The organism is Paenibacillus kyungheensis (genome assembly GCF_028606985.1).
Classification (GTDB): domain Bacteria; phylum Bacillota; class Bacilli; order Paenibacillales; family Paenibacillaceae; genus Saccharibacillus; species Saccharibacillus kyungheensis.
Window position 1 is genome coordinate 3,862,216 of sequence record NZ_CP117416.1, and the last position, 24,900, is coordinate 3,887,115.

Annotated in this window: 22 protein-coding genes; 5 read left to right on the forward strand and 17 right to left on the reverse strand. The window is 39.8% G+C overall.

The features are described from left to right. Positions 1-183: 183 nt before the first annotated feature. The 3 genes from PQ456_RS16505 to deoC all read right to left on the reverse strand — a co-directional run bounded on the left by PQ456_RS16505 (position 184) and on the right by deoC (position 2,808). Positions 184-1,365, reverse strand: a complete 1,182-nt coding sequence (locus tag PQ456_RS16505) for a NupC/NupG family nucleoside CNT transporter (protein ID WP_273613275.1) — start codon at positions 1,363-1,365, stop codon at positions 184-186. 148 nt (positions 1,366-1,513) lie between these two features. After that, positions 1,514-1,921 carry a cytidine deaminase gene (locus tag PQ456_RS16510; RefSeq protein WP_273613276.1) on the reverse strand — a complete coding sequence of 136 codons (408 nt, stop codon included), beginning with the start codon at positions 1,919-1,921 and terminating at the stop codon, positions 1,514-1,516. A gap of 221 nt (positions 1,922-2,142) precedes the next feature. After that, positions 2,143-2,808, reverse strand: coding sequence for a deoxyribose-phosphate aldolase (deoC, locus tag PQ456_RS16515; protein ID WP_069329256.1), 666 nt, complete (start codon positions 2,806-2,808; stop codon positions 2,143-2,145). A 305-nt stretch (positions 2,809-3,113) separates the two neighbouring features. On the opposite strand from deoC, the gene PQ456_RS16520 reads away from it, so the two are divergent. Then, positions 3,114-4,121 (forward strand): formylglycine-generating enzyme family protein, encoded by a 1,008-nt coding sequence (locus tag PQ456_RS16520; RefSeq protein ID WP_273613277.1) that lies wholly within the window; start codon positions 3,114-3,116, stop codon positions 4,119-4,121. 97 nt (positions 4,122-4,218) lie between these two features. Here PQ456_RS16520 and PQ456_RS16525 read toward each other — a convergent pair whose 3' ends face one another. From PQ456_RS16525 to PQ456_RS16535, 3 genes are all read right to left on the reverse strand, one after another. Continuing rightward, the gene (locus PQ456_RS16525; RefSeq protein ID WP_273616341.1) at positions 4,219-5,553 is read right to left on the reverse strand and encodes an MFS transporter; all 1,335 of its coding nucleotides are present in this window, start codon (positions 5,551-5,553) and stop codon (positions 4,219-4,221) included. 93 nt (positions 5,554-5,646) lie between these two features. After that, the gene (locus PQ456_RS16530) at positions 5,647-6,105 is read right to left on the reverse strand and encodes a MarR family winged helix-turn-helix transcriptional regulator (RefSeq protein ID WP_273613278.1); all 459 of its coding nucleotides are present in this window, start codon (positions 6,103-6,105) and stop codon (positions 5,647-5,649) included. A 174-nt stretch (positions 6,106-6,279) separates the two neighbouring features. After that, entirely contained in the window at positions 6,280-7,215 is a 936-nt protein-coding gene (locus PQ456_RS16535; RefSeq protein WP_273613279.1) for a DNA-binding transcriptional repressor DeoR, read from the reverse strand. A 349-nt stretch (positions 7,216-7,564) separates the two neighbouring features. On the opposite strand from PQ456_RS16535, the gene PQ456_RS16540 reads away from it, so the two are divergent. From PQ456_RS16540 to PQ456_RS16550, 3 genes are all read left to right on the forward strand, one after another. Then, positions 7,565-8,467 (forward strand): manganese catalase family protein, encoded by a 903-nt coding sequence (locus tag PQ456_RS16540; protein WP_273613280.1) that lies wholly within the window; start codon positions 7,565-7,567, stop codon positions 8,465-8,467. Positions 8,468-8,730: 263 nt separating this feature from the next. Then, positions 8,731-8,988, forward strand: a complete 258-nt coding sequence (locus PQ456_RS16545; RefSeq protein ID WP_069329254.1) for a GlsB/YeaQ/YmgE family stress response membrane protein — start codon at positions 8,731-8,733, stop codon at positions 8,986-8,988. Between the two features lie 154 nt (positions 8,989-9,142). After that, positions 9,143-10,228: a mechanosensitive ion channel family protein gene (locus PQ456_RS16550; protein WP_273613281.1), complete on the forward strand. Its 1,086-nt coding sequence runs from the start codon at positions 9,143-9,145 to the stop codon at positions 10,226-10,228. A 153-nt stretch (positions 10,229-10,381) separates the two neighbouring features. Here the strand turns inward: PQ456_RS16550 and PQ456_RS16555 are convergent, their stop codons facing one another. Next, complete coding sequence (locus PQ456_RS16555) at positions 10,382-11,173, reverse strand: alpha/beta hydrolase (protein WP_273613282.1); 792 nt, start codon at positions 11,171-11,173, stop codon at positions 10,382-10,384. Positions 11,174-11,972: 799 nt separating this feature from the next. On the opposite strand from PQ456_RS16555, the gene PQ456_RS16560 reads away from it, so the two are divergent. Further along, positions 11,973-12,695, forward strand: a complete 723-nt coding sequence (locus PQ456_RS16560; RefSeq protein WP_273613283.1) for an S-layer homology domain-containing protein — start codon at positions 11,973-11,975, stop codon at positions 12,693-12,695. Positions 12,696-12,887: 192 nt separating this feature from the next. On the opposite strand, the gene PQ456_RS16565 is transcribed toward PQ456_RS16560, so the two are convergent. The 10 genes from PQ456_RS16565 to PQ456_RS16610 all read right to left on the reverse strand — a co-directional run bounded on the left by PQ456_RS16565 (position 12,888) and on the right by PQ456_RS16610 (position 24,900). Continuing rightward, on the reverse strand, positions 12,888-13,439 hold the full coding sequence (locus tag PQ456_RS16565; protein WP_273616342.1) for a GNAT family N-acetyltransferase: 552 nt from the start codon (positions 13,437-13,439) through the stop codon (positions 12,888-12,890). A 59-nt stretch (positions 13,440-13,498) separates the two neighbouring features. Continuing rightward, on the reverse strand, positions 13,499-15,541 hold the full coding sequence (locus PQ456_RS16570; protein ID WP_273613284.1) for an alpha/beta hydrolase family protein: 2,043 nt from the start codon (positions 15,539-15,541) through the stop codon (positions 13,499-13,501). A gap of 506 nt (positions 15,542-16,047) precedes the next feature. Next, entirely contained in the window at positions 16,048-17,007 is a 960-nt protein-coding gene (locus PQ456_RS16575; protein ID WP_273613285.1) for a DNA-3-methyladenine glycosylase family protein, read from the reverse strand. A gap of 193 nt (positions 17,008-17,200) precedes the next feature. Continuing rightward, entirely contained in the window at positions 17,201-18,247 is a 1,047-nt protein-coding gene (locus PQ456_RS16580; protein ID WP_273613286.1) for an HD-GYP domain-containing protein, read from the reverse strand. A gap of 398 nt (positions 18,248-18,645) precedes the next feature. Then, a complete protein-coding gene (locus PQ456_RS16585; RefSeq protein WP_273613287.1) occupies positions 18,646-20,115 on the reverse strand; it encodes a carboxylesterase/lipase family protein in 1,470 nt (489 codons plus the stop codon). Between the two features lie 180 nt (positions 20,116-20,295). Next, positions 20,296-21,228 (reverse strand): malonate decarboxylase subunit epsilon, encoded by a 933-nt coding sequence (gene mdcH / locus PQ456_RS16590; RefSeq protein WP_273613288.1) that lies wholly within the window; start codon positions 21,226-21,228, stop codon positions 20,296-20,298. Positions 21,229-21,256: 28 nt separating this feature from the next. Further along, positions 21,257-21,919 carry a malonate decarboxylase holo-ACP synthase gene (locus PQ456_RS16595; RefSeq protein ID WP_273613289.1) on the reverse strand — a complete coding sequence of 221 codons (663 nt, stop codon included), beginning with the start codon at positions 21,917-21,919 and terminating at the stop codon, positions 21,257-21,259. Then, entirely contained in the window at positions 21,910-23,640 is a 1,731-nt protein-coding gene (locus PQ456_RS16600) for a biotin-independent malonate decarboxylase subunit beta (protein ID WP_273613290.1), read from the reverse strand. Before PQ456_RS16600 ends, PQ456_RS16595 begins: the two co-directional genes overlap by 10 nt. Next, complete coding sequence (locus PQ456_RS16605; RefSeq protein WP_273613291.1) at positions 23,630-23,929, reverse strand: malonate decarboxylase subunit delta; 300 nt, start codon at positions 23,927-23,929, stop codon at positions 23,630-23,632. Before PQ456_RS16605 ends, PQ456_RS16600 begins: the two co-directional genes overlap by 11 nt. Further along, on the reverse strand, positions 23,929-24,900 hold the full coding sequence (locus PQ456_RS16610; RefSeq protein WP_273613292.1) for a triphosphoribosyl-dephospho-CoA synthase: 972 nt from the start codon (positions 24,898-24,900) through the stop codon (positions 23,929-23,931). Before PQ456_RS16610 ends, PQ456_RS16605 begins: the two co-directional genes overlap by 1 nt.

Below are 24,900 nucleotides of genomic sequence, written 5' to 3' on the forward strand. Positions count from 1 at the left end.
ATCCAAAATGCGCAGTAGAGCATTTGGCTGCTATCATGCTTATGCAAAAATAGTGTACCAAATGCTCTATGTTATACCTATATCTGCTTTTTGAAAAGTCGGTTCATGATATGAAGATGTAACATTGCTCCTCTAATTATAAACCAAACTGTATTGATGGTAACAAATGTGGAGACATCTTACTTATTTTAAGAACAACCCTGTAATTGTAGCAGAAAGCACACTTACCAGTGTAGCACCATATAACAGTTTCAGTCCAAAGCGAGCTACAACATTACCTTGTTTCTCGTGTAGACCTTTTACAGCACCAGCAATAATACCGATAGAAGAGAAGTTAGCGAAAGATACTAAGAATACAGATACGATACCTAGTGTACGTGAGCTAAGTTCTGTGTGTTTAACTAGATCTAGCATCGCTACGAACTCGTTCGATACCAATTTCGTTGCCATAATACTACCTGCTGTTACAGCTTCACTCCACGGAACACCCATCATGAATGCAAATGGTGAGAAGATATAACCCAAGATTTGTTGGAACGTAATACCGAAGATTAAGCCGAATAGACCGTTGATCATACCGATCAATGCTACGAAACCAATCAACATGGCTGCTACAATAATAGCAACTTTAAATCCATCTAAAATATATTCGCCCAACATTTCGAAGAAGGATTGTTTCTCTTCTTCTTGTACTTCTAAAATATCTTCTTCTTTGGTAACAACATAAGGATTGATAATAGAAGCGATAATAAAGCCACCGAATAAGTTAAGCACTAATGCAGTTACAACATATTCAGGTTTAAGCATTTGCATATACGCACCTACGATAGACATTGATACCGTAGACATTGCAGATGCACAAAGTGTATACAGACGGTTTTTAGGAAGCGCACCGATTTGTTTTTTAACAGAGATAAATACTTCAGATTGACCTAGGATTGCAGATGCAACCGCATTGTATGATTCCAATCTACCCATACCGTTGACTTTACTAAGCACAAGACCAATGTATTTAATAATAAACGGTAGAATTTTGAAGTATTGCAGAATACCGATCAAAGCTGAGATAAATACGATAGGCATCAATACGCCTAAGAAGAACGGTGAAGAACCTTCGTTAGCAATACCACCAAATACAAAGCTAATACCTTCACCAGCATATGCTAATAAATGTGTAAATACTGCTGCAAATCCTCCGATAATCCATGTTCCTACTACTGTATTTAGAAGTAGAAATGCTAAAATGGCTTGCAACACGATCATAACAAACAATGGACGATAACGAATATTTTTTCTATTGTTACTTCCCAAGTAAGCTAATGCAAACACCAAAAGAATCCCCAAAATTGCGATAATATAATTCATAAATAATTAGCTCCCATTCTGCACTCTGCTTCATAATCACTTACTTAAAATCTTTTGAAACAAATTGAAATAATCAGAAATTATACATTAAGCGCTTACATTATTCGTAAAAAAGAACAAATCCTTGCGGATATATTCTTTTTTTGGATTATTCAGCAGGCTGGCTATGGTCCATATCATGTGCCTGGAAAAATCCCGGTAACATTTGAGATATCGTCCACTCGGTAACATCACCTTTAAGGTTAGTCAGGTATACTTTCGTATTCTCATCACTGAATTCAGCAATAACTTGACGACAAGCACCACAAGGAGAGACCGGACCTTCTGTATCCGCTACGATCGCAATCGCTTCGATCTTACGCTGACCTTCAGATGCAGCTTTGAAAATAGCGGTACGTTCTGCACAATTGGTAAGACCATAAGAAGCATTTTCTACATTACATCCCCCGTAGACTTTGCCATCTGCAAGCAGAGCAGCACCTACTTGAAACTTAGAATAAGGTACATAGGCATTTTTACGTGCTTCTATTGCTGCTTGAATCAATTGATCTTTCATGATAGGTCTCTCCTCTGACGGATAAGATAATTAGATTGGTAAGATAAATGTCGTATTTTTACTGCCAAATGCTTGGGTAAGATATTTTGCTTTGCAAAAATCACTTTTCATCCTACCAGAAGATGTCGCATTTTTACTGCCAAATGCTTAGGTAAGATATTTTGCTTTGCAAAAATCACTTTTCATCCTACCAGAAGATGTCGCATTTTTACTGCCAAATGCTAGTAAGAAGAAGTTCCTTCTTCACCTTCAACGATTTTGACACCAGAGCTTGCACCGATGCGTGTTGCACCTGCTTCAACCATGTTGTTCAAGTCTTGAAGATTACGTACGCCACCAGATGCTTTTACGCCAACATCAGGTCCTACTGTTTTGCGCATCAAAGCTACGTCTGCCGGTGTTGCTCCACCTGTAGAGAAACCAGTTGATGTTTTTACAAAATCAGCTCCAGCTTTTACAGACAATTCAGAAGCACGAACTTTTTCTTCGTCTGTTAGTAAGCATGTTTCGATAATGACTTTGACTAAAGCTTTACCTTTAGCAGCATCTACTACAGCTTGGATATCACGTTGCACTAGCTCGTTATTACCATCTTTCAATGCGCCGATATTGATAACCATATCAACTTCAGTAGCACCGTTTGCAATAGCATTGCTTGCTTCAAAAGCTTTCACTTCTGGAGTTGTTGCTCCTAGAGGGAATCCGATTACCGTACATACTTTGACAGGGCTACCTTTTAATTGTTCTGCACAGTACGCTACCCATGTTGGGTTAACACATACAGATGCGAACTCATATTTTCTAGCTTCTTCTGTCAATTTAGTCACTTCTGCTTGTGTAGCATCCGCTTTCAATAACGTATGGTCGATCAATTTTGCTAAGTTCATATTTTTAAGCTCCTTTGAGTAAATTAGATAGGAAACATAGTAGTAAATCGCTTCAATATCCACATCATAACACCAACATGAACATATGTAAAATGATTTTTGAAATTATGTTCAGACACAATTTGATGATCTTGTAAACATTCTTTTGCAGATTGCATTACTCTGTCCGCTAGCCGCATATCAGTGTAACAGGAAAGTAGGATTCGTGCTATTTTTTCGTTATAATACGGTATTGTATGTAGCTTTTTTGATGGATGATTTCCTTTATGACTTTACCACTTCACTTCTGAAAGGAAGATTAGATCATGACTCAATGGACACGTTATACATGGAATAAGCTTAATAGTGAGCAGCGGCTTCAATGGTTGCAAGAATTAGTAACCCGTCTTCCTGAAGGGTTTGCTTTGAAAAACATGCAATCCTTTAACAGATATGGACAACAGATCGAAACAGGTATTTTTTCATATCAACAATCTGAGTTTGTTTTTGTACCTGGTGATGAAGTTACACTCGGTTGGAATGATCCTTATGTGTCATGGGATCCATCTACATTAGAGGACTTGGAAAGTGGATTAGAGGAAATCGAGCTAACTATAGACGAAGCTATACCGATGATAGCCAAACAAATGTCTCCTGTGCGAACAGTACATATTCCATCGTTATTAGTAGAACGCCGTACTCATTCTGTAGGTTGGCAGGAATACACACTTGAAGAACTTGATCCTATCGAAAATAAAGAGATTATAGATGCTCGCGCTACCTTCTCCCTTTCAAATTATAGCAGTCATGAAATGTATCAAGATTATCGCTTCGTACGAGACGGGCAACAGATCCGTATTTATGTATTTGAAGAAACAGAAGATGTTCATGAATGGCAAAAGCTTTCTCTAGAACATCCATTTACTATTTTTACCGAAGATGAATGGGAATATGTATATGGCGGTGGAACTCGAACCTTATTTCCATGGGGAGATAGCTTTGACTATATGATGAATGTCAGACATTACGGCAATCTAAATCCAGCCGAAGATGACTCTTCTGATACAGACTCTGCACTTCCTTACGACTTGGAACAACCGAACGGATTCGGTATTTATTTTCTTGGCGATCCTTATGAAGCAGAATTAACGATTACGTCAGATGGTCAGGTGATCGACAAAGGAAGTGACGGTGGTAGTGGCATCTGTGGAGGAGTTGGTATTTTATTAGGTTATTTACCTGTAGCGACTTATTACCGTAATCCTTATCAAGATCAATTGGAGTGGAATGAACGAATCAGTTCGATGCATTATCGGCGCATTATTCGGCTATAAGAGCGATACTATCACTAGCATGTGAACAACAGCTTTATTGCAAATAAATCTATACCAAAAACCCCGTTCGCTTTCCAAGCTGACGGGGTTTGATTGGTTATTTTGAAATGGCAGGACGAGTAATTATACGAGATTGTACATAATATAAAACAATAATCACAATCGCTAACAATGCTTGTATAGAGAAAATATTGCTAAATACGTATCCGTCTGCATATATTGCCAGCGGATTCAAATGAACCGAGCCATGATTAGCTTCGATCATTTTACCAATAATACTGGTTGCTGTCGCTCCTGCTATAAAGTTTAACAGTGAGAACAATCCCATCCCTACACCGACTTGATCTTTAGTTAATGTACGTGAGATCGTATTAGACATAGCTATCTGCATAAAGGTCTGCCCTACATTACCGAAAATTAGAATAAATAAGACGATATATGGAGATATTCCGACCACGATGGATAATGAGACAAAACAAATAAAAATTAATGTTGTCGCAATATACACAAGTAATGGATTTCCTCTACGATCGGCTAACTTTCCACCTTGACGACCTAACAAAGCTGAACAAATCGCCGCCGGGAACATAATTAATCCGATCAATGCTGGAGATAATCCATTTAATGCACTTAGAAATTGCGGTGTTACATACGGTAAACCAAAGCTAAGACCTGTCGCTAGAAAAGCAATCAACAACCCGAATGAATATTGTTTGTTGCTAAACAACTTGGGCTGGATAAAAGGCTCTGCTGCTGTACGTATCCGAATAATAAATAAGATCAACAAAATGACTCCAATTACAGCAAACAACCAGTTTCCTTGAGAAATAGATAATAATAACATCGCTACAGTTCCACTTAATAACAGTCCACCGATAAAATCGATCTTTTGCGCTTCGCCCCGATAATCATCAAGATATTTACGGAAAAATGGCAAAGCAATCAAAGGGAAAAGAGATAATAAGAATAAAAAGCGCCAGCTTCCAAAGCTTGTGATCAGTCCGGCAACAATCGGTGCTATCGCTGTTCCGAGAGATAGACCAATCGCTGTTGTACCCAGTGCTCTACCCCTTTTTTCAGGAGAAAAATAACGTACAGGTACAATCATGGCTGTCGCTGGAATTACAGCGGCTCCGGCGGCTTGCAGTACACGTCCGACCACCATCATCCAAAATTCACTAGCAAATAATCCAACTACAGATCCTAATGCAAAAAAGATCAGACCGAACGTTAACAAATCTTTTAACCGATATTTATCCGCAAGCTTACCATATACGACCGAACCTACAGCATACACAATCATATAACCGGTCAATAACCATGTTACATCTGCGGCTCCAATATTAAATTCTTTACTGATAGTAGGCATTACTACATTGAACATCGAAGCGTTCATTACCGAGAATACTAATGTAAATGCGAGTACACGCATTAATTTATCGCCATTAGGATAGACTCGTTCTTGTTTTGTAGACACTTATGCTGTCATCCTCTCTACTCATACCGTTACTGCTTATTTTGATTGTTATTGATACACATCTACTAATTTTTGTAGCAACTTTTTAAGCTGGGTTAACTCTTGATCGGTAAATGTATGAGCAGAACGACTTTTCACTTCATTTACGGCTTGTTGAGCTTGAATATGCTTTTGCTGACCTGCCGGAGTGAGCATTATTTGCTTCATGCGAGCATCATTCGGATGAGAACGGCGTACAATCCAGCCCCTTTTTTCAATACCGTTTACCAGACTGGTCACACTAGATTTCTCTATCAGTAATTGATGTTCTAGCTCATGATTCGTAATACCGGGTTGGGTCGCTATTTCATATAAAGCCTGACTTTGCTGTGAAGTCATACCTAGTGAGCGTAAAGACTGCTCAATCTGACGCTTAATTGTTATATATGTTTTTTTGATTAAGGGTGTAGGACTATTCAAAGCGGCTTGTGCGTACTGTTCATGTTGCTCTCTATCTTTTGAACTCAATATGTCTCCTTCTCTCTTAGTTCGAATTCGAACTAATTTTATTTCAAAATAAAACTATTGTCAATACAAGTTGATGATTATATTTTTATTTCAATATCGCACAAAACAAACAAAAACAGCCTTTTACAAAGCAGTAAAAGACTGTTGACATAAAATAAGTATATTTTTTCTTTTTTATGTTAATAATGCTTGGGCTGTAAATTGATCTGTTACCAAAATGTTAGCATACTTGCCGATTAGCGCAGCTTCGATTGCTTCAATTTTGCGCTGACCGCCAGCGACCAGTATTGATTTTTCTTTTTTACGCAAATCGACCAGATCTATGCCTACTGTACGATCATTAATCGCAGGACTACAGATATTACCTTCTTTATCAAAAAAGCGAGAACAAATATCACCAGCACCGGTCTGTTGTAACAACCGTTGTTCTTCTTCATTGAAGTAACCTAGCCTGAACAAAAGCGCATCTTCTTTCACTGTACCTACTGTAAATACAGCGATATTCGCTTGTCTACCTAATTCAATAATACGCTGAATATGACGATCTTCATCCACCATTTTTTTGAGCTCGATACTATCGAAAATCACAGGCAATGGCAAATAACGAGCAATCGTATGATAAGCTTCTGCAAACAGATTGACTGTTTCTGCGGCATACGTGTTTACGTGCGAGTGGCTGACTCCGCCTTTGAGCTGTACGACTTCCACTCCGCGTACTTGCTTCTGTTCCAGATGTTCTGCTACTGCATGCATCGTCGTTCCCCATGTGACGCCAATAATATCGGTGTCTTTGACAGTATCAAATAAATAATCTGCGGCACGTTTGCTAATATGCTTTTGGATTTCTTTATATTCATTGATCGGTGAATAACAGACATGTACTGTATCTAATCCGTAGCGTTTTTTCAATTGTTCTCCGAGTGCATCCAAATCTTCTAAAGGATCTACAATATCTATCCGCACATAACCTTTTTCTTTCGCATACTGTAGCAATCTAGATACAGTTGGTCTAGATACACCTAGCTTAGTCGCTATCTCTTGTTGACTATAATCAGAAAGGTAATACAACCTTGCTGTTTCTATACTCAAACGCTGTTTGTCATTATCCACGGCTTTTATCATCCCACATCTCTATCAGAATCTAGTTGAACAGTTCAAAGCATCTCATTTCACATATTATACATTTTTTATACATTTTTTAAAAATTTATTTCAAGAACGCTTAAGATCATTGTTGCTTCTCGCTTTCCAGTTGTTAACAGCTTTGTCTACTTCCTTTATATTTTTAGCAAGTTGTTATTTACCGATGGTCGGTTAGAATTTCCTTCATATATGGCGTTTGTTTTCGGCAATATAGGGTATGGATTAAGAGGGCCTTTTATTTCAACAATTTGGGTGCACACCCATTGCTGAACATTTTTGCAGAAGGCTACAAATACAATAATACTGGAGGTAAGATAATGTTCACACGTCTTGACCAAATCATGATTGAAATCCCGGATGTCAAAAAACCAGATCCTAATGCAGCTGCGGCTGTACAAGAATTACTAGGTGGTAAATTCGGTGAAATGTCGACTTTGAACAACTATCTATTCCAATCGTTTAACTTCCGCAATAAATCCAAGTTAAAGCCTTTTTATGACCTGGTAACCAGTATTACAGCAGAAGAATTGGGTCACGTTGAGTTAGTTGCCCATGGGATTAACAAAATTTTGGCAGGTTCTAGCTTGCCAGGCGAACCTGATTCTACACCACTTGATCCGCTTAAAGATGTTCGTCTAAGCTATCATCATTTAGCAGGCGCACAAGGTGCAATGCCTCGTGATTCTATGGGTCGTCCTTGGACAGGTGATAATGTATTTAACAGCGGTAATCTTGTAGAAGATTTGTTGCATAACTTCTTCTTAGAGTGTGGCGCAAGAACACATAAAATGAAAGTCTATGAAACAACTGACCATCCAGCTGCACGCGAAGTTGTTGGTTTCCTTCTAGTACGTGGCGGTGTACACGTTGTTGCTTATGCTAAAGCACTTGAAGTTGCAACAGGCGTCAATGTAACCAAACTTGTACCTGTTCCTTCGTTAAGCAACAAATCGTTTAATGAAGCACGTAAATACGAGGAAAAAGGCGTTCATACTCGTCTGTATACACATAGCACAGAGGACTTCAAAGCTATCGATCAGATCTGGAAAGGTACTCATCCAGAAGACGGTTTGCCGCTTGAAGTGATTCATGGATTCCCTCAAGGTGTGCCTGTTCCTGAGTATCCTCCATTGGATGAAGAGTTCGCTCCAGGAATTTCTCAAGAAGATTTCAAAGAAATTGCGAAGCGTCTCAAAATGGCTGGTAACATCACAGACTAAAGCAAAAAAGGCTGGTTTCCAGCCTTTTTTTACATAATTCATTCTTCACATTTATCGAATTCCACCTATTATTTTTAGTTATTTATTTATTAAATTTTGAACATATGGTTTCGATTGCTAAACAATGGTTAATAAATAGACGAGAAGAGATTGCTGAATAAATCTTCTAAGTGCTTGTTGTAACACAAATGTTATGAAAAGTGATTTAGTGTAGTTATTCAACTATCTTAAAAAAGACATTCAATTATTAGGAGGCGACAACAATGGGTTGGTTATGGGCATTAATCGTAGGTGGTATTATTGGTTGGATCGCAGGTATGATCGTAGGACGTGACGTTCCAGGTGGTATTATTGGTAACATCATCGCTGGTTTCATCGGTGGTTGGTTAGGTAACATGTTGCTTGGTACTTGGGGTCCTGAAATCGGTGGATTCTTTATTATTCAAGCGATTATCGGTGCAGTCATCGTGATTGCTATCGTGAGTGCTATCATGCGTTCTTCTAGAAGATCACGCGGTTAACACAAAGCATACTTAACTTGAATATAATATTCAATCAGAAGCCTGTTCCTTTGGAGCAGGCTTTTTTTATGATTTTGGAAATCATTCTATCGTGCACTGGAAAATCGGTTAATAATACGTAACAACATAGAAGATGTAGCAAGGGATGGTGGATATGTACTTATATTCGTTTTGGGATAATATTGTTGCGTGGTATTACAATATCCGCTGGATCGATTTGCTTGTATCAATCGTTATCCTGTTTATTTTTCTCGCTTTTCGCAAATTATTTACACGCTATTTGTTCACTTTTGTTTTACGACGATTTGATGGTCATTTAGCGATGCTTCGCTGGTTACAAGCATTTGAACGACCTTTACAAGCTTTTTTCACATTGATCGGAACGTATTTGGCGTTACGATACTTTATGCATGAACAATGGACTTTTATTATCGGTATAGATCGTATTTATCGTAGTATCGGTATTATTCTATTAGGTTGGGGAATTTATAATGTGTCTGCCTCCTCTTCTATTATGCTAGAAGGTATGAGTAAGCGATTTGGATTAGATGCAACCAGTATGATTATTCCTTTTTTATCTAAAGTATTGCGTGTGATCGTGGTAGTACTTGTTATAACAATTGTGGGTGGAGAATGGGGATTCAGTATTAACGGTGTAGTCGCCGGTATGGGACTGGGGAGTCTGGCTGTCGCTCTCGCTGCTCAGGAGACATTAAGTAATGTGATTGCAGGGATTATTATTATTTTGGAAAGACCTTTTTCGAAAGGGGATTGGATCTCTACACCGGATATCGAAGGAATCGTAGAAGATATTACATTCCGTAGTTCCAAAATCCGCACATTTACCGATGCATTGGTAATTGTACCGAATTCCAAACTAGCAGCTCAGCCGATTACAAATGGTAGTCAGATGGGGAAACGCAAAATTTCTTTCCCACTACGGGTTGCGCTAGATTCTAATCGTGATGCATTATCACGAGTGGTATCTCGTATTCAATCTCAGTTAGAAAAGGATGAGAATGTTGTAGATGATTCAGCAATGGTCAAATTTAATGAATTTAACGAAAGCAGTCTGGGGATTCTGGTGCAATGTTTTACCAAAACAGCAGCCTGGGGCGAAAATCTAGAATATCGTCAATATCTTAATTTGATGATTCTGGATATTTTAGAAGAAGAAAAAGTAAAATTAGCTTATCCTACACAACGTATTGTCATGCAGGAAGCCGAAGCTTCTTCATAATATAGTCGATCAGATATGTATACTTATCTCATCAGAACTAATCACTACACAGCAAAACCACCTGCCTTGCTTCATGCACAAGACAGGTGGTTTTGTTTATTGTAGGTTTTGTTTGTTGTAGGTTTTATTAGTGATGTTAAAGTGTTATATCCACTAGATTGATTTGCGCAAAGGCAACCATTCAAGGACACGCTGAATTTTGGTATCCCAATATCCCCATTCATGTTCTCCAGGCTCTTCCTCATACGTTAATTGCAGTCCAAGTCCATTCACATGATCGCGAAAACGAATATTATGATCATACAAAAAATCTTCTGTGCCACAACATTGATACAATTGTGGAGCTTGCTTACTTTTATCTGAAGCTAATTGCTCAGCTAAATAGAATAAATCATTATCAGAACCACGTAACTCTTCTACTGTTCCAAAAATACGTTCTAGTTCTTGAGTGTACGCTACATCGCCACGTTCGAACAAAGCTGACGCATCTGTCGCACCGGAAAGACTTGCTGCCGCTGCGTAACGATCAGGTAAGCGTAAGCCTAGCTTGAGCGCTCCATATCCGCCCATAGATAAACCTGCTACAAAGCGATCCTCACGACGATTAGATAGCGGGAAAAACGATTCTGCGAGCTGTGGCAATTCTTCACTGACAAATTTAAAATAGTCGCCACCTTGCTTCATATCTGTATAAAAGCTACGATGCGCCGCAGGCATAACAACAGCAATACCATACTCTGCTGCATAACGCTCAATCGATGTCCGTCGTAACCAGATCGAATGATCATCCGAAAGACCATGTAACAAATACAATGTAGGATGCTTACCACCGGTTACTTTGCCTTCCATCCCGATCTGAGAATGAGTTTCCTGTGGTAAAATGACATTCATCGTGGATGAAAGCCTTAGTACTTCTGAATAAAAATCACATTGAATCAAAGCCATTATGATATCCTCCTCGAACTTGTGCTTATGTGTCATTTGTTGAGACATCTATTCTTCTTTTCTATCATACCTTTTTTCACTAATGAGAGCGATATCATGATGATATAAAAAAAAGCAAACAAAAAAAGTAACCGTTGGTGATTATATTCACCGGGTTACTTTTGCAGGTGTTCTATGGTATGCATAACGGTAAGCATGTATTCATAAAGAAACATGCTTAATATGTATATATTATTTTATACTATTTGGATTAAGCACGAGTTTTAACAGGGATTCGTGTAGAGCTCAATTGTGCGTTCAAAATATCTTGAAAGCTTTTAGGTGTTTCTTTGTCTACAGCTTTTTGAACGGTTGCGTTAGATTGCTGTCTGAAGTGGTTGTGGTTGTATGGTGTCATGTGGTGGATACTCATATTCATTTGCTTCACGCTTCCTTTCGTTCATCGAATTTGTTTGTTTTTGTTTTGTATCTTGTAATGTGTATATACCCCTGCTTTTTGCGAATGAAAACATAAATAACACATATTTTAGTATATTTTTGGTAATTGATTCTATAGACCCTGATCCAAGTTCAAAAGGGTTATGTTAACCAGGATCACGTTTGTCGGATGCTGTAGAAAACAAATTCTAAAGTCCTATAATCGACAATATGACTTTAGTTACATATAAAACCAATAAAATATATTCCTAAATTTAAACTATTAATTTTTAACTATCCATTTGCAACTTATTTGCAATAGCTTGCGTCTGTAACGATAAGCAAGCCAAATCAGGCTAATAATTTATTGAGGTGATGGATCATGAAAAATAAACAAAAATGGATGACTGTAGTAGCGGCTTCTGTATTAACATTATCGTTGAGTGCTCCAACTTTTGCAGCGAGTGGAGATTTTTCAGATATCAGTAAAGTACCTGGACATGAAAAAATTGAATCGTTAAAAGATCGTGGATTTATTAACGGTGTTACCGATGATCAATTCAAACCTAATCAAACCATCAATTCAGCACAAGGCGTGCAAATGATCGTAAAAAGCTTCCAATTGAGTCTTGCTGCTTTTAACTTCATCAAAGCTCCAGAAGCAAAAGACTCTTATGATAATGTAAAAGACAATGTGTGGTACTCTGATGCGTTTATTATTGCCAAGCTTAACGGTGTAGATATTCCTGAAAATGTGAATCCTGCGTCTAAAATGACCAAAGAGCAATTCACAACATTTGTGATGCAAGCGATGGAAAAAGCGGGCAATCTACCTATGATTAATATTAAGCCGGTTGATATCAAAGACGATAGCAAAATCAATCCTTCTTATCAGGGAGCGATTCAACGTTCATTAGCACTCGATATTAATACATTAGATAGCAAAGGTAATTTCGATCCGAAAGGCGAAGTTACTCGCGCAGAAGCAGCAGTGATGATCTATAATGCTCTAGAATATATGAGTAAAATCAAAACACCTACTATCGATCCAATACCTGAACCATCACCATCCCCTTCTCCATCCGATGATAGTTTGGATAAATAAAAATAACGTTCACTTGGACTTGTAAAAGAATAGTTTCTGAATCTAATTAATCCATCAAATAGCTCAATCATATTCTCCAATTGATAACGAGTATAAACAAACAGAGTCTATCCCTATCGCAATGTAGGAATAGACTCTGTTTTTGCTGTAGTATACAGCGATATATATTTATAAATCGTGATTATTTATCATTTAGATTCCGTTTTGCATCTGCTGATTCCATTCTTCACGTAAAATACCCATACGAATCGAATCATAGTAGACACCGTTATACAATCTACATTTACGCAGACGCGCTTCCATCGTCATCCCTAATTTGTAACCGACTGCAATCATCCGTTCATTGCCTGACCATGTGGTGAAACCTACTCGTACCAGTGGCATTGCTGTAAATAAATGATCGATCCACAATGTCAGTGCTCTAGTACCGTATCCTCCGCTCCAATAAGCAGGCTCATAAATAATAATCCCTACCTCTAACCACAGTGAAGGTTCATGCTCCCAGTAATAACTGACGATCCCGATGATATGCTGATTCACTTCAATAATCCAAAAGCTTGGACTGTCTATAATACGTAGTCGATCTTGCCAGTATTGCTCATACGGCACGTGAACATGATCATAATAAGGAGCATCCCACTTTTTCCATTCTGGAGATTCTTCTTTGTATATCAATTCCCATAATATTGGGATATCAGCTTCAGTTATCGGGCGAATGTGTAATTCTTGAACGGTATACTCGATATGCCTTCAACTCCTTCAATCTGACTTTTGGAGCATTGGTTTGAATCTTATAGGTACATTTATAAATACTCATTGAACCAACCTACAATATGATTGAGTCGTTGTATACGTAATTGTGGATGACCGCTACGAGATAACTCATGATTGGCATCCGGGAAACGTACAAACTTGGTCACAGCACCTAACCGTTTTAGCGCTATAAACCACTGTTCTCCTTGTTCAATCGGACAACGCAAATCTTTTTCCCCGTGCAAAATCAAAATAGGTGTTTTGACGTTAGCCACATAAGCTAATGGCGAATGATCCCACAACGTATTCAAATGATCCCATGGATTACCGGCAATCTGATCTTCTACAAAGTGAAAACCAATATCACTTACTCCGTACATTGAAATCCAGTTACTGATCGAACGCTGAGTCACTGCTGCTTTGAAACGATCGGTATGCCCTACTATCCAGTTGGTCATAAATCCACCATAGCTACCGCCGGTTACACCTAAGCGATCTTTGTCGATCCAGTCGTAATGTTCTAGCGCATAATCTGTGATTTCCATTAAATCTTGATAATCTCCACCACCATAATCATGACGGCACGCATTTACAAATAATTGTCCATATCCATGACTACCCCGCGGATTACCGAAAATGACAGCATACCCTTGTGATACTAACAATTGAAATTCAAGCATAAACGTATACCCGTACATCGCATGAGGCCCGCCATGAATTTCTAGAATCGTCGGTACTTTGGTATGATCTGCTTGATCACCTGCCGGACGCATAATCCAAGCTTGCAGACTTTTGCCATCAACAGAAGTAACACTCATTTCTTCAGGCTTACTCAAAATCAGTTGTTGTAGCAAATCATCATTATGATGAGTCAGACGTGTCTCTACTTCCGTCTCTATATTCCAGCTAAATAATTCACCCGGTTGTAGTGGATCAGCCGCTATAAAGATTAGATGTTGCTTTGCTGTGCGGGCAAAATAATGAATATTACGCTGTCCACCTAATATCGTCTGCACTCCTGATCCATCGGTTGCTATCGATAGCAAATGACAAGCTCCAAATGTAGTGCATAACACATCTATCGCTTGACCACTAGCTTGATAGATCGGCTTATACGTAGAACTGAGTCCTGTATCCCCGACTACAGAATTCAACAACATAATATCATCATGATCATATAATCCAGTGATCGTTCCTGTAGCTAATGACAATTGATACAATCGATTTAACGTAGCATTATAATAAGACTGATCGTCTGCTACCATAGCAATAAATTGTCCATCCGGTGACCAATTCACACTCGAAATCACATATTGATGTTGTGTCCACTGATGGCGCTCATGACCTTCTGCATTGATCGTAAACAGATCATTTTTAAGCGAAAAATCAGGATCACCTTCATCTGCTGATGGGATATGAGCGATATAAGCGATTTGTTTGCCATCCGGCGACCATGCAAAATCGTCAATATCGTAATCTCCTGACGTAATCCATGTTCCAGACTGGTCTGCTATCTTATGTACATATAAATGCGTTCGACCTCCATCCCACAATCCACTACTATCTGATTTGTAAATGATTCGATTGATTTCGATAGCCTTTTTCGATAAAGGAACTGATTGATCCTCAGCATGATCTGCATGTGTCGATGTTGATTGTTCGGATTGATTAGAGATGGCTTGATGAGGTTGTGATGATTTATTTGTTGCTGCAATTAATAACGATTGACTATCTGGCGACCATAGAAAAGAACCGACTCCATCTGCCATATCTGTTGCTTGATGCGCTTCTCCACCATAAGCAGACATGATCCAGACTTGCGGATGCTGATCTGTCCCACTTTTACGTAAAAAAGCAAGCTGTTTGCCATCCGGTGACCATGCAGGCAAGCGATCACTTTGTCCAGCAGTCCATTGGATATCTTCACTACCGTCTGCATTCATACGGCGCAAATGCGAATCATACCCGTCTTGCTTGGCGTTAACTTTCTGCACCTCATATACAATCGTACCATCTAACGGAGAAATGACTGGATTTTTGACCCAGTTAAAGCGATATAAATCTTCAGCGATGACTCCACGTCTACTTCCCATATTTCGTTATCCCCCATCATATTTAGAGTGTACAAAATGTATGCGTATTCTTGCTTAAATACTATATGATAACATTTTTAATCGCAAGAAGATCACTCCTACACTACGATCTTTTTGACTATCACTATTAAAGTATAATCCCTTTTATTACATTTCCTCTAGCAGTCAACATTTCATTTCAAAGGAACTCTCATCACTTTAAAGGAACCTTCATCACTGTTAGATTACTTACAATTATCACTCAATAGCCTTTTTTCTAAAAACTTAATATAGCAACTTAAAACTACCTCAATCTTCCCCACTACCAATCCCCCATTATATTTCTGTGTATATCTTGTGTTCACCTCCAAATGCTGCTAGCGAAGGGCGGAGGATTGTTCCGTAAGTCGCCTTTAAGATTCGGATATCGGCCGCTAGACGGTCATTCAAGATATCCGATCTTACCAGCGACGATAGGAACCATCCACCGCCCGTAGCGTCCCTCCCATTAAACACCTTATACACTTTCAATATAAAAACCGCCACAAGTAAAATGTCGCATAGGACTCCCATAACGTCCAACCTGCGGAAAGTTCTAAAATATGGGCTTTTGTCGGTTTGGCATCCATTTTCAATACATGCTTAATCGAATTGTGTAGACCTACATCATCAATAGGAAAAGCAGACGGCATGCGTAGACAGCGCATCAATACATAATGAGCAGTCCAAGGGCCGATACCGCGAATTTTCACCAGTAATTTTTCAGCTTGTTTGACATCTGTAACTTGTAATAATTGTTCTTTGGACAATGTACCATCTACGATTAACTTTGCAGTATCAATCAGATATTCACACTTTTTGACTGTAGTCATACCTGCGGCAGACAATTCATCTACAGTAAGGCTAGCGATCGTTTCGGCTGTTGGAAAAAGCCAGTACGTCTCCCCTTCATACGTCAGCGCTTGTCCAAAATGTTCTACCAATCGTCTTTTTAAAGTATAAGCAAATCCTAAATTGATCTGTTGACCTAGAATCCCCCAGCAAATTGCTTCATACAGATCAGGGATACCCATATTTCTCAATCCATAAAAGGAAACAACTGCTTGCTCTAGCAAAGGATCTTGAGCTGCCATTTTATAAAAAGGAGCTAAATCTGTGCCTAGATCGAACCAATCGTATACATATTGAGCAACTCCTATACGTACTGCAGATGAGATCGACTGATGTTCGTCTACGAATCGAATTAACATATGGTGTTCATCATAATTGCTAATCTCTACAATCGCCGCTTCTTGATCGACAGCAATCGCTTTGTAAATCATACCGTCTCGTAAAGTATATAGACTTTCATTGGTAGCCGTTGATAAATGACTGTAATTTTCAGTAAAGCTAAATTCCTTCGGTACAGAGATCAACATATCTTGTCCATGATCTTGTATTTGATTCGTAATCGATAGATTAGAGTGAGCATGAAGTTCATGTTGCATAGCGTTAGACTGCCTCCATTCCTATCCTTGATCGACAAAATAACCATGTATCCGTATCAGGATGTATCAACCTATTAACCATCTCTGTCTATTCATTAACGGAATGATATCCAATATCAATAGCTTACAGCGCACAACACAAAAAGGAACTTGCAATAACAAGTCCCTTGAATGATATCTATTCTATTGACGATTACACAAAAATCTCTTCAATATGCAGTGCTCTTACTTTAGTCAAATCTACAAATTGATCATTCACCTGCACCAATGGTCTAAAAATATCGAGCGGATTATTTAAAATAATCGTGCCCTGTTCTCCATTAGTTAATTGCACTTTTTTGCCTATCAGATTAGGAGCAAGATGATGAATCAATGCTTGAACAGGCTTTTCATTTAATTTGGAAAATCCTAATTCATAAATACTTTGCAGCACAGCAACAAACCCCTGTTTGTTTTGTTCATTTTTGGCAGCAGTCATATTTACAAATACATCTGCTACTGAAACGATCTGGGTAAACGGATGAATTCCTCTTTTGTACAACCGATTCGGATATCCTGAGCCATCTCCACGTTCATGATGCTGTAGAGCAACAGATGCTGTCACTTTATCATTCATCGATTCCATAATAATATCGTAGCCGTAGGTGGTATGGTTTTTGTATTCTTTCAGCTCTGAAGCATTTAATTCTTCAGGACGACTACGCAAAATAGAAGGCAAACGGCTTTTGCCGATATCGTGCAAATACCCGGCTTTGCTGATTCGATAACAATCATGTTTGGAATAATCGAGCCATTCTGCAATATAGTAACTCAACAATCCTACTTTGAGCGAGTGACTATACAGATGATCGTCTTCTTTTTCTAAATGCAATAAAAGAGCGACTACATCTTTTTGTGCATCCAGATCCAGCAGTAACGGTTGCAACAACTCGTCAACCCCATCAGCATTGAACTTGCCTTTCGTAAGAGCTTCCAAAAAGATCGACTGATAAGCATCAATCGAACGATTGATTTTCTCTTTCAACACAGGTGATAATCCTGTAATCGCTATCATATCAGCGACTGGCTTGATTTCTTCTTTTGCTTCAATATCCACATATTCTACTTTATGACGTAGTAATAGAGTGATATCTTCCTCTTTAATGTCTACTCCTTTTTTGAGTAATGGGACACCCGAGCTATTAAAGGTATCACTGCTTAACCGCTGTCCTTGCTTGAGTTCAGTAATATGTATAATCAAATATTTTTCCCCATTTCATCGTTTTTATATTTACATGTCAAAAATCAAAATAGCGTATATACGAGTAAATAAAAGCCAGATCAGTAATTATAGATAGAAGGTAAATGATACACAGATGTTTTTCTAAAATTATGTATACCTTTTTCTGATATTTACTCTATTATATCGACAAATTACTGAAATATTGTATAGCTCTTAATCCTCAATTCTAGGTAAAATGACCTTCGCCTTTATGCAAAAATAGATTTATAGTGTGGATGATCTCTTTTTGAAGGAAATCTCTTATTTGCGAATTATGATGTTGCATCTCATATCAAAAAAAGATGAACCGCCTAATAAACGGTTCATCTCTCATTATTTATTTACCTATTAAGATCATTTATTGCATCTACAACAGATTAAGAATACGAAATCAACTGTTGACGTTTTGCACTTTCTGGATCGTGTACCACATTCAGTTCGCGATTAAAGAGCATTGTGGAACGCTCTTTGAGATCATAATCAGACCACGGCAAATTGCTTGTGACTGGCATACTGTTATGTGCAAAATTAATCCAGGCGGTCTGCATCTGCTCTGCTAGATTATACGTATCTTCATCTATTTCTAATCCAAGATGTGCAAATAGAGGTAGATTGTTAAATGCAAATGCAATTTCAGCACCATGTGTAGCTGTTCCTAACAACGGATGACCGGGTTGACACCAATCAAATCGATACATCCATACAGGAGCATGCCCAACCTGTGCTTCTGCATATTGTAAAGCCGAACGCCAGAAGAACAAATCAGTCATCAGATCCGCATGACCTCTTACTGTTAACGGATATTGCTTCGCTAATCCATGAGTATCTTCTCCGAGCAACGCTTGGACAATATTCACAATTTGACTTTCACTCATTAACTGAGTCGGTTGATTGAAAAATAATGTACCTTCTTCCAAGTTAGTACCGATAATCAAAGGAATATGTTTGGCAGAGCCATCTTTGATCGCTTGTACAGGTTCGACCGGTAATGTATGTGGATGAATCGTTGGTTGGAATAACAGCGCCCATGTATCATTATCTAGCGTTTGACTAACACGATTACCTGCTTGCAATATCTCTTCTGTCGAAGCGGTATACAATTTGGATAAATCTTGTTCACCTACACCAAGTGCTTGTACAAATCCGTCTGCAATTTGTCTGCTAACTTCAGCTGGCATTGCTTGGGAGGCTCCACTTTGCATAATAGCGCTTTGGAATAAACCTTTAGCTGCTGGCATCGCTAGTAAAGACGCAATACTCATCGCGCCTGCTGATTCGCCGAACACCGTTACTCGTTCAGGATCGCCACCAAAAGCTTCAATATTATTTTTGACCCATTCTAATGCTGCAATCTGATCAAGTAAGCCTACATTAGCATGATAATCGTCACCATATGATGACAAATTCAAAAATCCAAACGGCCCTAATCTATAGTTAATCGTAATCACAATCATATCTCCATTGACTGCAAGCGATGTTCCATCATATAAAGGAATACTACCTGCACCTGTTACAAAAGAACCGCCATGAATCCAGACCATCACAGGTCGTTTTTGAGTGGATTTATCAGAAGCCCATATATTCAAATACAGACAATCTTCTGATTGTACAGGAGGTTCACTTCCAGAACCAAACATACTCGCTCCCTCGTATACTGGCTGAGGAGAAATCGGACCAAAATGCAATGCTTCTTTGACACCTTGCCATGGTTGCGGCGGTCTTGGAGCTTGAAAACGCAGTTCTCCCACAGGTGGTTCTGCAAAAGGAACTCCTTTCCAGATCACTGCTCCATGTTCACGTATACCTTGTATTTCTCCGTATTGTGTATGAATTTGTGTCGTTTCCATCTTTGTCTCATCCTCTCTAATACGCTGCAACAACAATCGATCAAATGGTCATTTATACATAATGACTATCTTTAGTATAGTACACTTCTTCTATGTATATAAACATACGCCCTCTTTTTGAAGATAAGAGCGCGTATGTTTACCAAAATCACACGTATATATCTACATGATCATATCCAACTACAATGTATTCTGCTCTCGCTTCGCTAAAATAACAGCATTATCCAGACGACTGGAAGACAGTGATTCGACACGTGCTTCTGGAAAAGCAGCAGAAGCCAGACCACTGAGCACTTGACCCGGTGGCATTTCAAGAAATAAACGAGCACCCAGTTCGTAAAATAAAGTCGTTACTTCATGCCAGCGTACAGGGTGTGCAATATTTAATGACAAATCTTCGATAATACCGTCTGCTGTACGCACAGCTCGTCCTTTATAATTGCCTGCATAAGGAATCTTAGGTCGAGATACTTCCATCTTGCTCAGCGCTGTAGCTAATTGATCAGAGACCGAAGATAACAAAGGACAATGGGAAGGCACACTGACATTGAGTCGTTTGGCAGTATGCGCACCATTACTTTTGCAAGTCGTTAACAACTGATCGATCGCTTCCCATTGTCCAGCTACTGTAATCTGTGTTGGTGCATTTAGATTAGCGATATATACGGGATGTTCATCTGAATGAATACCCAAGCGAATCTGTTCGACCTGACGCGCAGTCATTCCTGTAATAACGCCCATTCCATACCCTTGTGGATAAGCTTGCATCATCAATTGTCCACGTAAACGGGTTAAATGCAGAGCATCTTGAAATGAAAGTGAACCGGCAACCACTGCCGCAGCAAAAGCACCTGCACTATGACCTGCAACCAGATCAGGAAAAACACCTTCTGCTGCCAAAGCTCTAGACACCGCTACTCCTGCAATACATAGAGACATCTGTACATGATCTGTTGTCTGTAATGCTTCTTCACTATCCAGTTGCTGGATCGATAATTGCAGTATTTCTTCTGCTTCTGTCAGTGTCTGCTTGATAACAGAATGATCAGGTAATTCATGCAACATTCCGGAACGCTGTGAACCTTGCCCTGGAAAAAGCATCACTACACTCATCTGGCATCGCTCCTTTCTCTTATCATGTCTATGCTAGACGTGGATTCCACGGATCTTTCACCAGTACAGGCCCTTGTAGTGTACGCATTAACACACGGTCAGTAGCAGGCTTTGCCCATTCACTAAGAGCGACTGCTCCATAAGGTGTCTCGATCTGCACATCGACACGCACAGGCAGATCAAGCGTCTGTTGCCATAATTGCTCTGCTCTAACTCGATCAATAGATTGAGAACATCGTAGTAAAATATCCAGATCGCTAGTCATCGTTAATGTAGGATGTCCTGTAGCCAATTCAAATCCAGCACTGCCTGTCGGTCCCCAGATCATCTGGTTGTTGTGCCAGTGTGAATACAGTTGCTTTAATGCTTGCAACACTGGCATACTGTCCCAACGATCGTTGGCAGATGCAGTCTGTAGATTCGAATCGAACTGTGATGCTATCAATTGCTCTGGTGTTACTTTTTGTACAATTAGTGATGCAGGAATATTTAATGCTTGTCGTAAATGACGCTCTTGACCACGCACACCAACAGCAACCTGTCCTTCTAATGCAGGAGCGCGCCGCACGACCACCCACGGTGTCTGCTGTAAAGACACATGCACCCATGACGGTACATGCTGTAACTCTTCTGCTTCTGTCCAGTGCGGATGCAATTGGAGCAGATCATGAGGAGCTGTAATTAATCCCATTGTTCTGCAAGCAACTGTCTTACTTTGATCGAAGAAGCTCTACCTGTAGCCGCTGTTGCACTGGTTAGACGGTTACTGAGATCGCGAGAACCTTGACGTGCATCTGTGATCGCTGTCATCAGATACTGATGGATACGTTCGATATCTTCTGATTGTGGTTGATCGGCTTCGATACCTTCGATCAATTGATCTAGCGCCCCCAATTTAGCAAAGGAACGAATATCATATGCTGCACCTGGCACTTTGGTTGCTGCTTCATTTAGTTGATCGATAGAGCGACGGGTAATACGTGCCGCAGACTGTTTGGACATAACTTGTACAGTTACTTTTTCATCATCTAACGCAAGTAATCGATTCGCTTGCATGCCATGTGCTAGAAATGCTCCAGAAATCGCATTTCCTACAATTAGAGCGATCACAGGATGACCGGCAAGACGTGCACTAGCATAAGCATCTACCGCTGATCCGCATGATAAATGAATACCTAACACTTCTTCGCGGTACCCATAGGCTTGACTGGGTACATCAACTATCGCTACAATAGCACGCTTTTCTCCGTCTTGGTCTGCTTCAATAGCTTCACGAATATAACGGGCAATATTCCAGCCTTCTTCTAGTCCAATCTCTCCTTGGCGAGCTCGGACAAAGCGCGCATTAGGATTTGGAACAACCGAGATATAACGTACCGATTGACCTTCTAACGAGGTATCGGCACACAATACAGAAGCAATGCCTTGTTGGTCTGATGCGGATCGACCAGACAACGCTTCGAACCATGTCCGTCCTCTAGTGATCGGTGCTTCACTACTATTGACTTGAACTTGCTCTGCTCTCGCTTGCTGTTGTTGAAGAGCCTCTTGATCTACCGTACCGGATTTCCATGATTCACGAATAGACGATGGTACAATCAATGTATCAGCATCTACTGCTGCTAGTAATTCCAGGTAACGCTCCACTTGAGCTGTACGAGTCACTTCTTTTATCCCTTGACGGAATACGTCATGAATCGCTTGATTGATTTCTTGTACATCATCATTTACAAGCGCATCAGCGAATCCAGCACCTACCCGTTGTTCACCGCCTACCATCGACCAGATTCGGGAACGATCGGAAGCATCCATTTCTTGAATCCCTGCTTCTTGCTCAATGACTTCTGAACCATTCAATTGTAAGCGACCTTGACGGGTCATAATCAAATGACTGGATAATCCTGCCGCGCAGATCGACATCCCACCATAACAGCCAATCATACCAGAGATAACGCTAACGACCGGGGTGTATGGACGAAGTGCCATAATAGCTGCGCCAATCTCGGCAATAGCGAGCAGACCATAATTTCCTTCTTGTAGTCGTACTCCACCTGTTTCGAGCAATAATACCGGACGTGTTTTGATTCCTTTTTGATGGTCAAGCAGTACTTGCTCTAATGCACCTGAGATTTTGGCTCCACAGACTTCCCCTATACCTCCACCTTGAAAAGCACCTTCTAAAGCAATCGCTACCGCAGGTTCTCCATCAATCGTTCCTCTACCTACAATGACACCATCATCACTTTGTGCCACTATTCCTTGTAACGGTAAATGAGGTGAAGTGATTCGATCAAAAGGACCAATCAATTCACGAAAGCTACCTTGATCCAATACAGCTTGTGCACGTTCTCGTCCAGATAATTCGATAAAGCTTGCATTAGCGATCTCTATCGGTTGAGTATTATTGTTCATCACGAAGCACCTCCATGGCTTGAGTTAACCGCAAATTAACAACACCTGGTGTAGCGCCAAAATCATTAATTTCGATCTTAACCGCATAAGAATAAAGTTTGAAAAAACGATCAAATACTGCACGCCAGATCTCTTCAAATCCATTAGCACTTGTACTGATCTGAATATAAGCTTGATTGTCTGTTGAAGGTTCGATCAATAGTTCCAAATCTCCTGAACCCGCTACACCAATATGAGCGCGCTGGGTCAACGATTGCTGAGCTGGATATTGCAGATGAATAATTTGCATTACATACGACCTCCTGTCGTTTTTGAAAAGGATTCGGTATACGACATATGTGTAATACCTGTAAGTATAGAATCAATATATAAAGTAGCTGCAAGCAGATCAGCACTACCACCGGGTGAAAAATGATGCTTCACCATCCACTGGTCGAATGCTAATAGCGCTTGCCAGCCTTTATTAGTAGATGTTCCACCTTGCGCCAAAATCGCTGACGCACGTTCCTGTGTCTGCACAAGTGCCTGCTTCCCTCCGCGATATAAAATGCAGGTGTCTGGCAACACAGCGATAATCGAAAGTAAACTATCTAAACGGGCAGAACATTCAGCGATCCCATGCTGACGAGCTTGTTGCAACGCTGGCAGACCGATATCGATCACATGCGGAAATCCATGCTCTGCTTCGTCTTTTGCTCCACCTGCTCCATATTGATGCTTCACATGAGTTCCATGCGAACCACTATTAGGTGCATAACGATCGGTATAGCGAGCGATAGTTCCTGCTATATCAGCGATTTGTGTAGCAGATATAGTATCTAATGAAGATACATCTGCTGATAGATGATCTGATTCAGCGATCCATAGTGAAGTCGCACCTGTTAACAATCCTAGTGCCCAGATAGCGCCCCGATGGGTATTCACACCTTTGGTCACTTCTAACATATGTTGCTCACCCTGACGTCCGATCCAAGCCAGTTGTTCACGTAATGATTGATTAGCGCTATTACTATAAGATGATTGAGCCATCTGAATAAATGTAGAGCGCAATGATTCTGCTGAATTATACATTAACTCTATATTCATATCTTGATGTGAACCGTTATGATGTAGATCGACAAGCCCGGGCTTAGGTGTCAATGAAGCTTCGTCTTTCAGAGCAGTGACAGCAAGTTCACCTAACCACCTTGCATAATAATCGGCTTCTGCTTTTCGCTGGCTTGGTATAGATAAAGATGGGAAAATATTAAGAGTACTCAT

Excerpts from the sequence above, each read along its gene's own strand:
- PQ456_RS16505 (WP_273613275.1), bottom strand. The coding sequence starts at position 1,365 with ATGAATTATATTATCGCAATTTTGGGGATTCTTTTGGTGTTTGCATTA.
- PQ456_RS16510 (WP_273613276.1), bottom strand. The coding sequence starts at position 1,921 with ATGAAAGATCAATTGATTCAAGCAGCAATAGAAGCACGTAAAAATGCC.
- deoC (WP_069329256.1), bottom strand. The coding sequence starts at position 2,808 with ATGAACTTAGCAAAATTGATCGACCATACGTTATTGAAAGCGGATGCT.
- PQ456_RS16520 (WP_273613277.1), top strand. The coding sequence starts at position 3,114 with ATGACTCAATGGACACGTTATACATGGAATAAGCTTAATAGTGAGCAG.
- PQ456_RS16525 (WP_273616341.1), bottom strand. The coding sequence starts at position 5,553 with ATGCGTGTACTCGCATTTACATTAGTATTCTCGGTAATGAACGCTTCG.
- PQ456_RS16540 (WP_273613280.1), top strand. The coding sequence starts at position 7,565 with ATGTTCACACGTCTTGACCAAATCATGATTGAAATCCCGGATGTCAAA.
- PQ456_RS16545 (WP_069329254.1), top strand. The coding sequence starts at position 8,731 with ATGGGTTGGTTATGGGCATTAATCGTAGGTGGTATTATTGGTTGGATC.
- PQ456_RS16550 (WP_273613281.1), top strand. The coding sequence starts at position 9,143 with ATGTACTTATATTCGTTTTGGGATAATATTGTTGCGTGGTATTACAAT.
- PQ456_RS16555 (WP_273613282.1), bottom strand. The coding sequence starts at position 11,173 with ATGGCTTTGATTCAATGTGATTTTTATTCAGAAGTACTAAGGCTTTCA.
- PQ456_RS16560 (WP_273613283.1), top strand. The coding sequence starts at position 11,973 with ATGAAAAATAAACAAAAATGGATGACTGTAGTAGCGGCTTCTGTATTA.
- PQ456_RS16570 (WP_273613284.1), bottom strand. The coding sequence starts at position 15,541 with ATGGGAAGTAGACGTGGAGTCATCGCTGAAGATTTATATCGCTTTAAC.
- PQ456_RS16575 (WP_273613285.1), bottom strand. The coding sequence starts at position 17,007 with ATGCAACATGAACTTCATGCTCACTCTAATCTATCGATTACGAATCAA.
- PQ456_RS16585 (WP_273613287.1), bottom strand. The coding sequence starts at position 20,115 with ATGGAAACGACACAAATTCATACACAATACGGAGAAATACAAGGTATA.
- mdcH (WP_273613288.1), bottom strand. The coding sequence starts at position 21,228 with ATGAGTGTAGTGATGCTTTTTCCAGGGCAAGGTTCACAGCGTTCCGGA.
- PQ456_RS16595 (WP_273613289.1), bottom strand. The coding sequence starts at position 21,919 with ATGGGATTAATTACAGCTCCTCATGATCTGCTCCAATTGCATCCGCAC.
- PQ456_RS16600 (WP_273613290.1), bottom strand. The coding sequence starts at position 23,640 with ATGAACAATAATACTCAACCGATAGAGATCGCTAATGCAAGCTTTATC.
- PQ456_RS16605 (WP_273613291.1), bottom strand. The coding sequence starts at position 23,929 with ATGCAAATTATTCATCTGCAATATCCAGCTCAGCAATCGTTGACCCAG.
- PQ456_RS16610 (WP_273613292.1), bottom strand. The coding sequence starts at position 24,900 with ATGAGTACTCTTAATATTTTCCCATCTTTATCTATACCAAGCCAGCGA.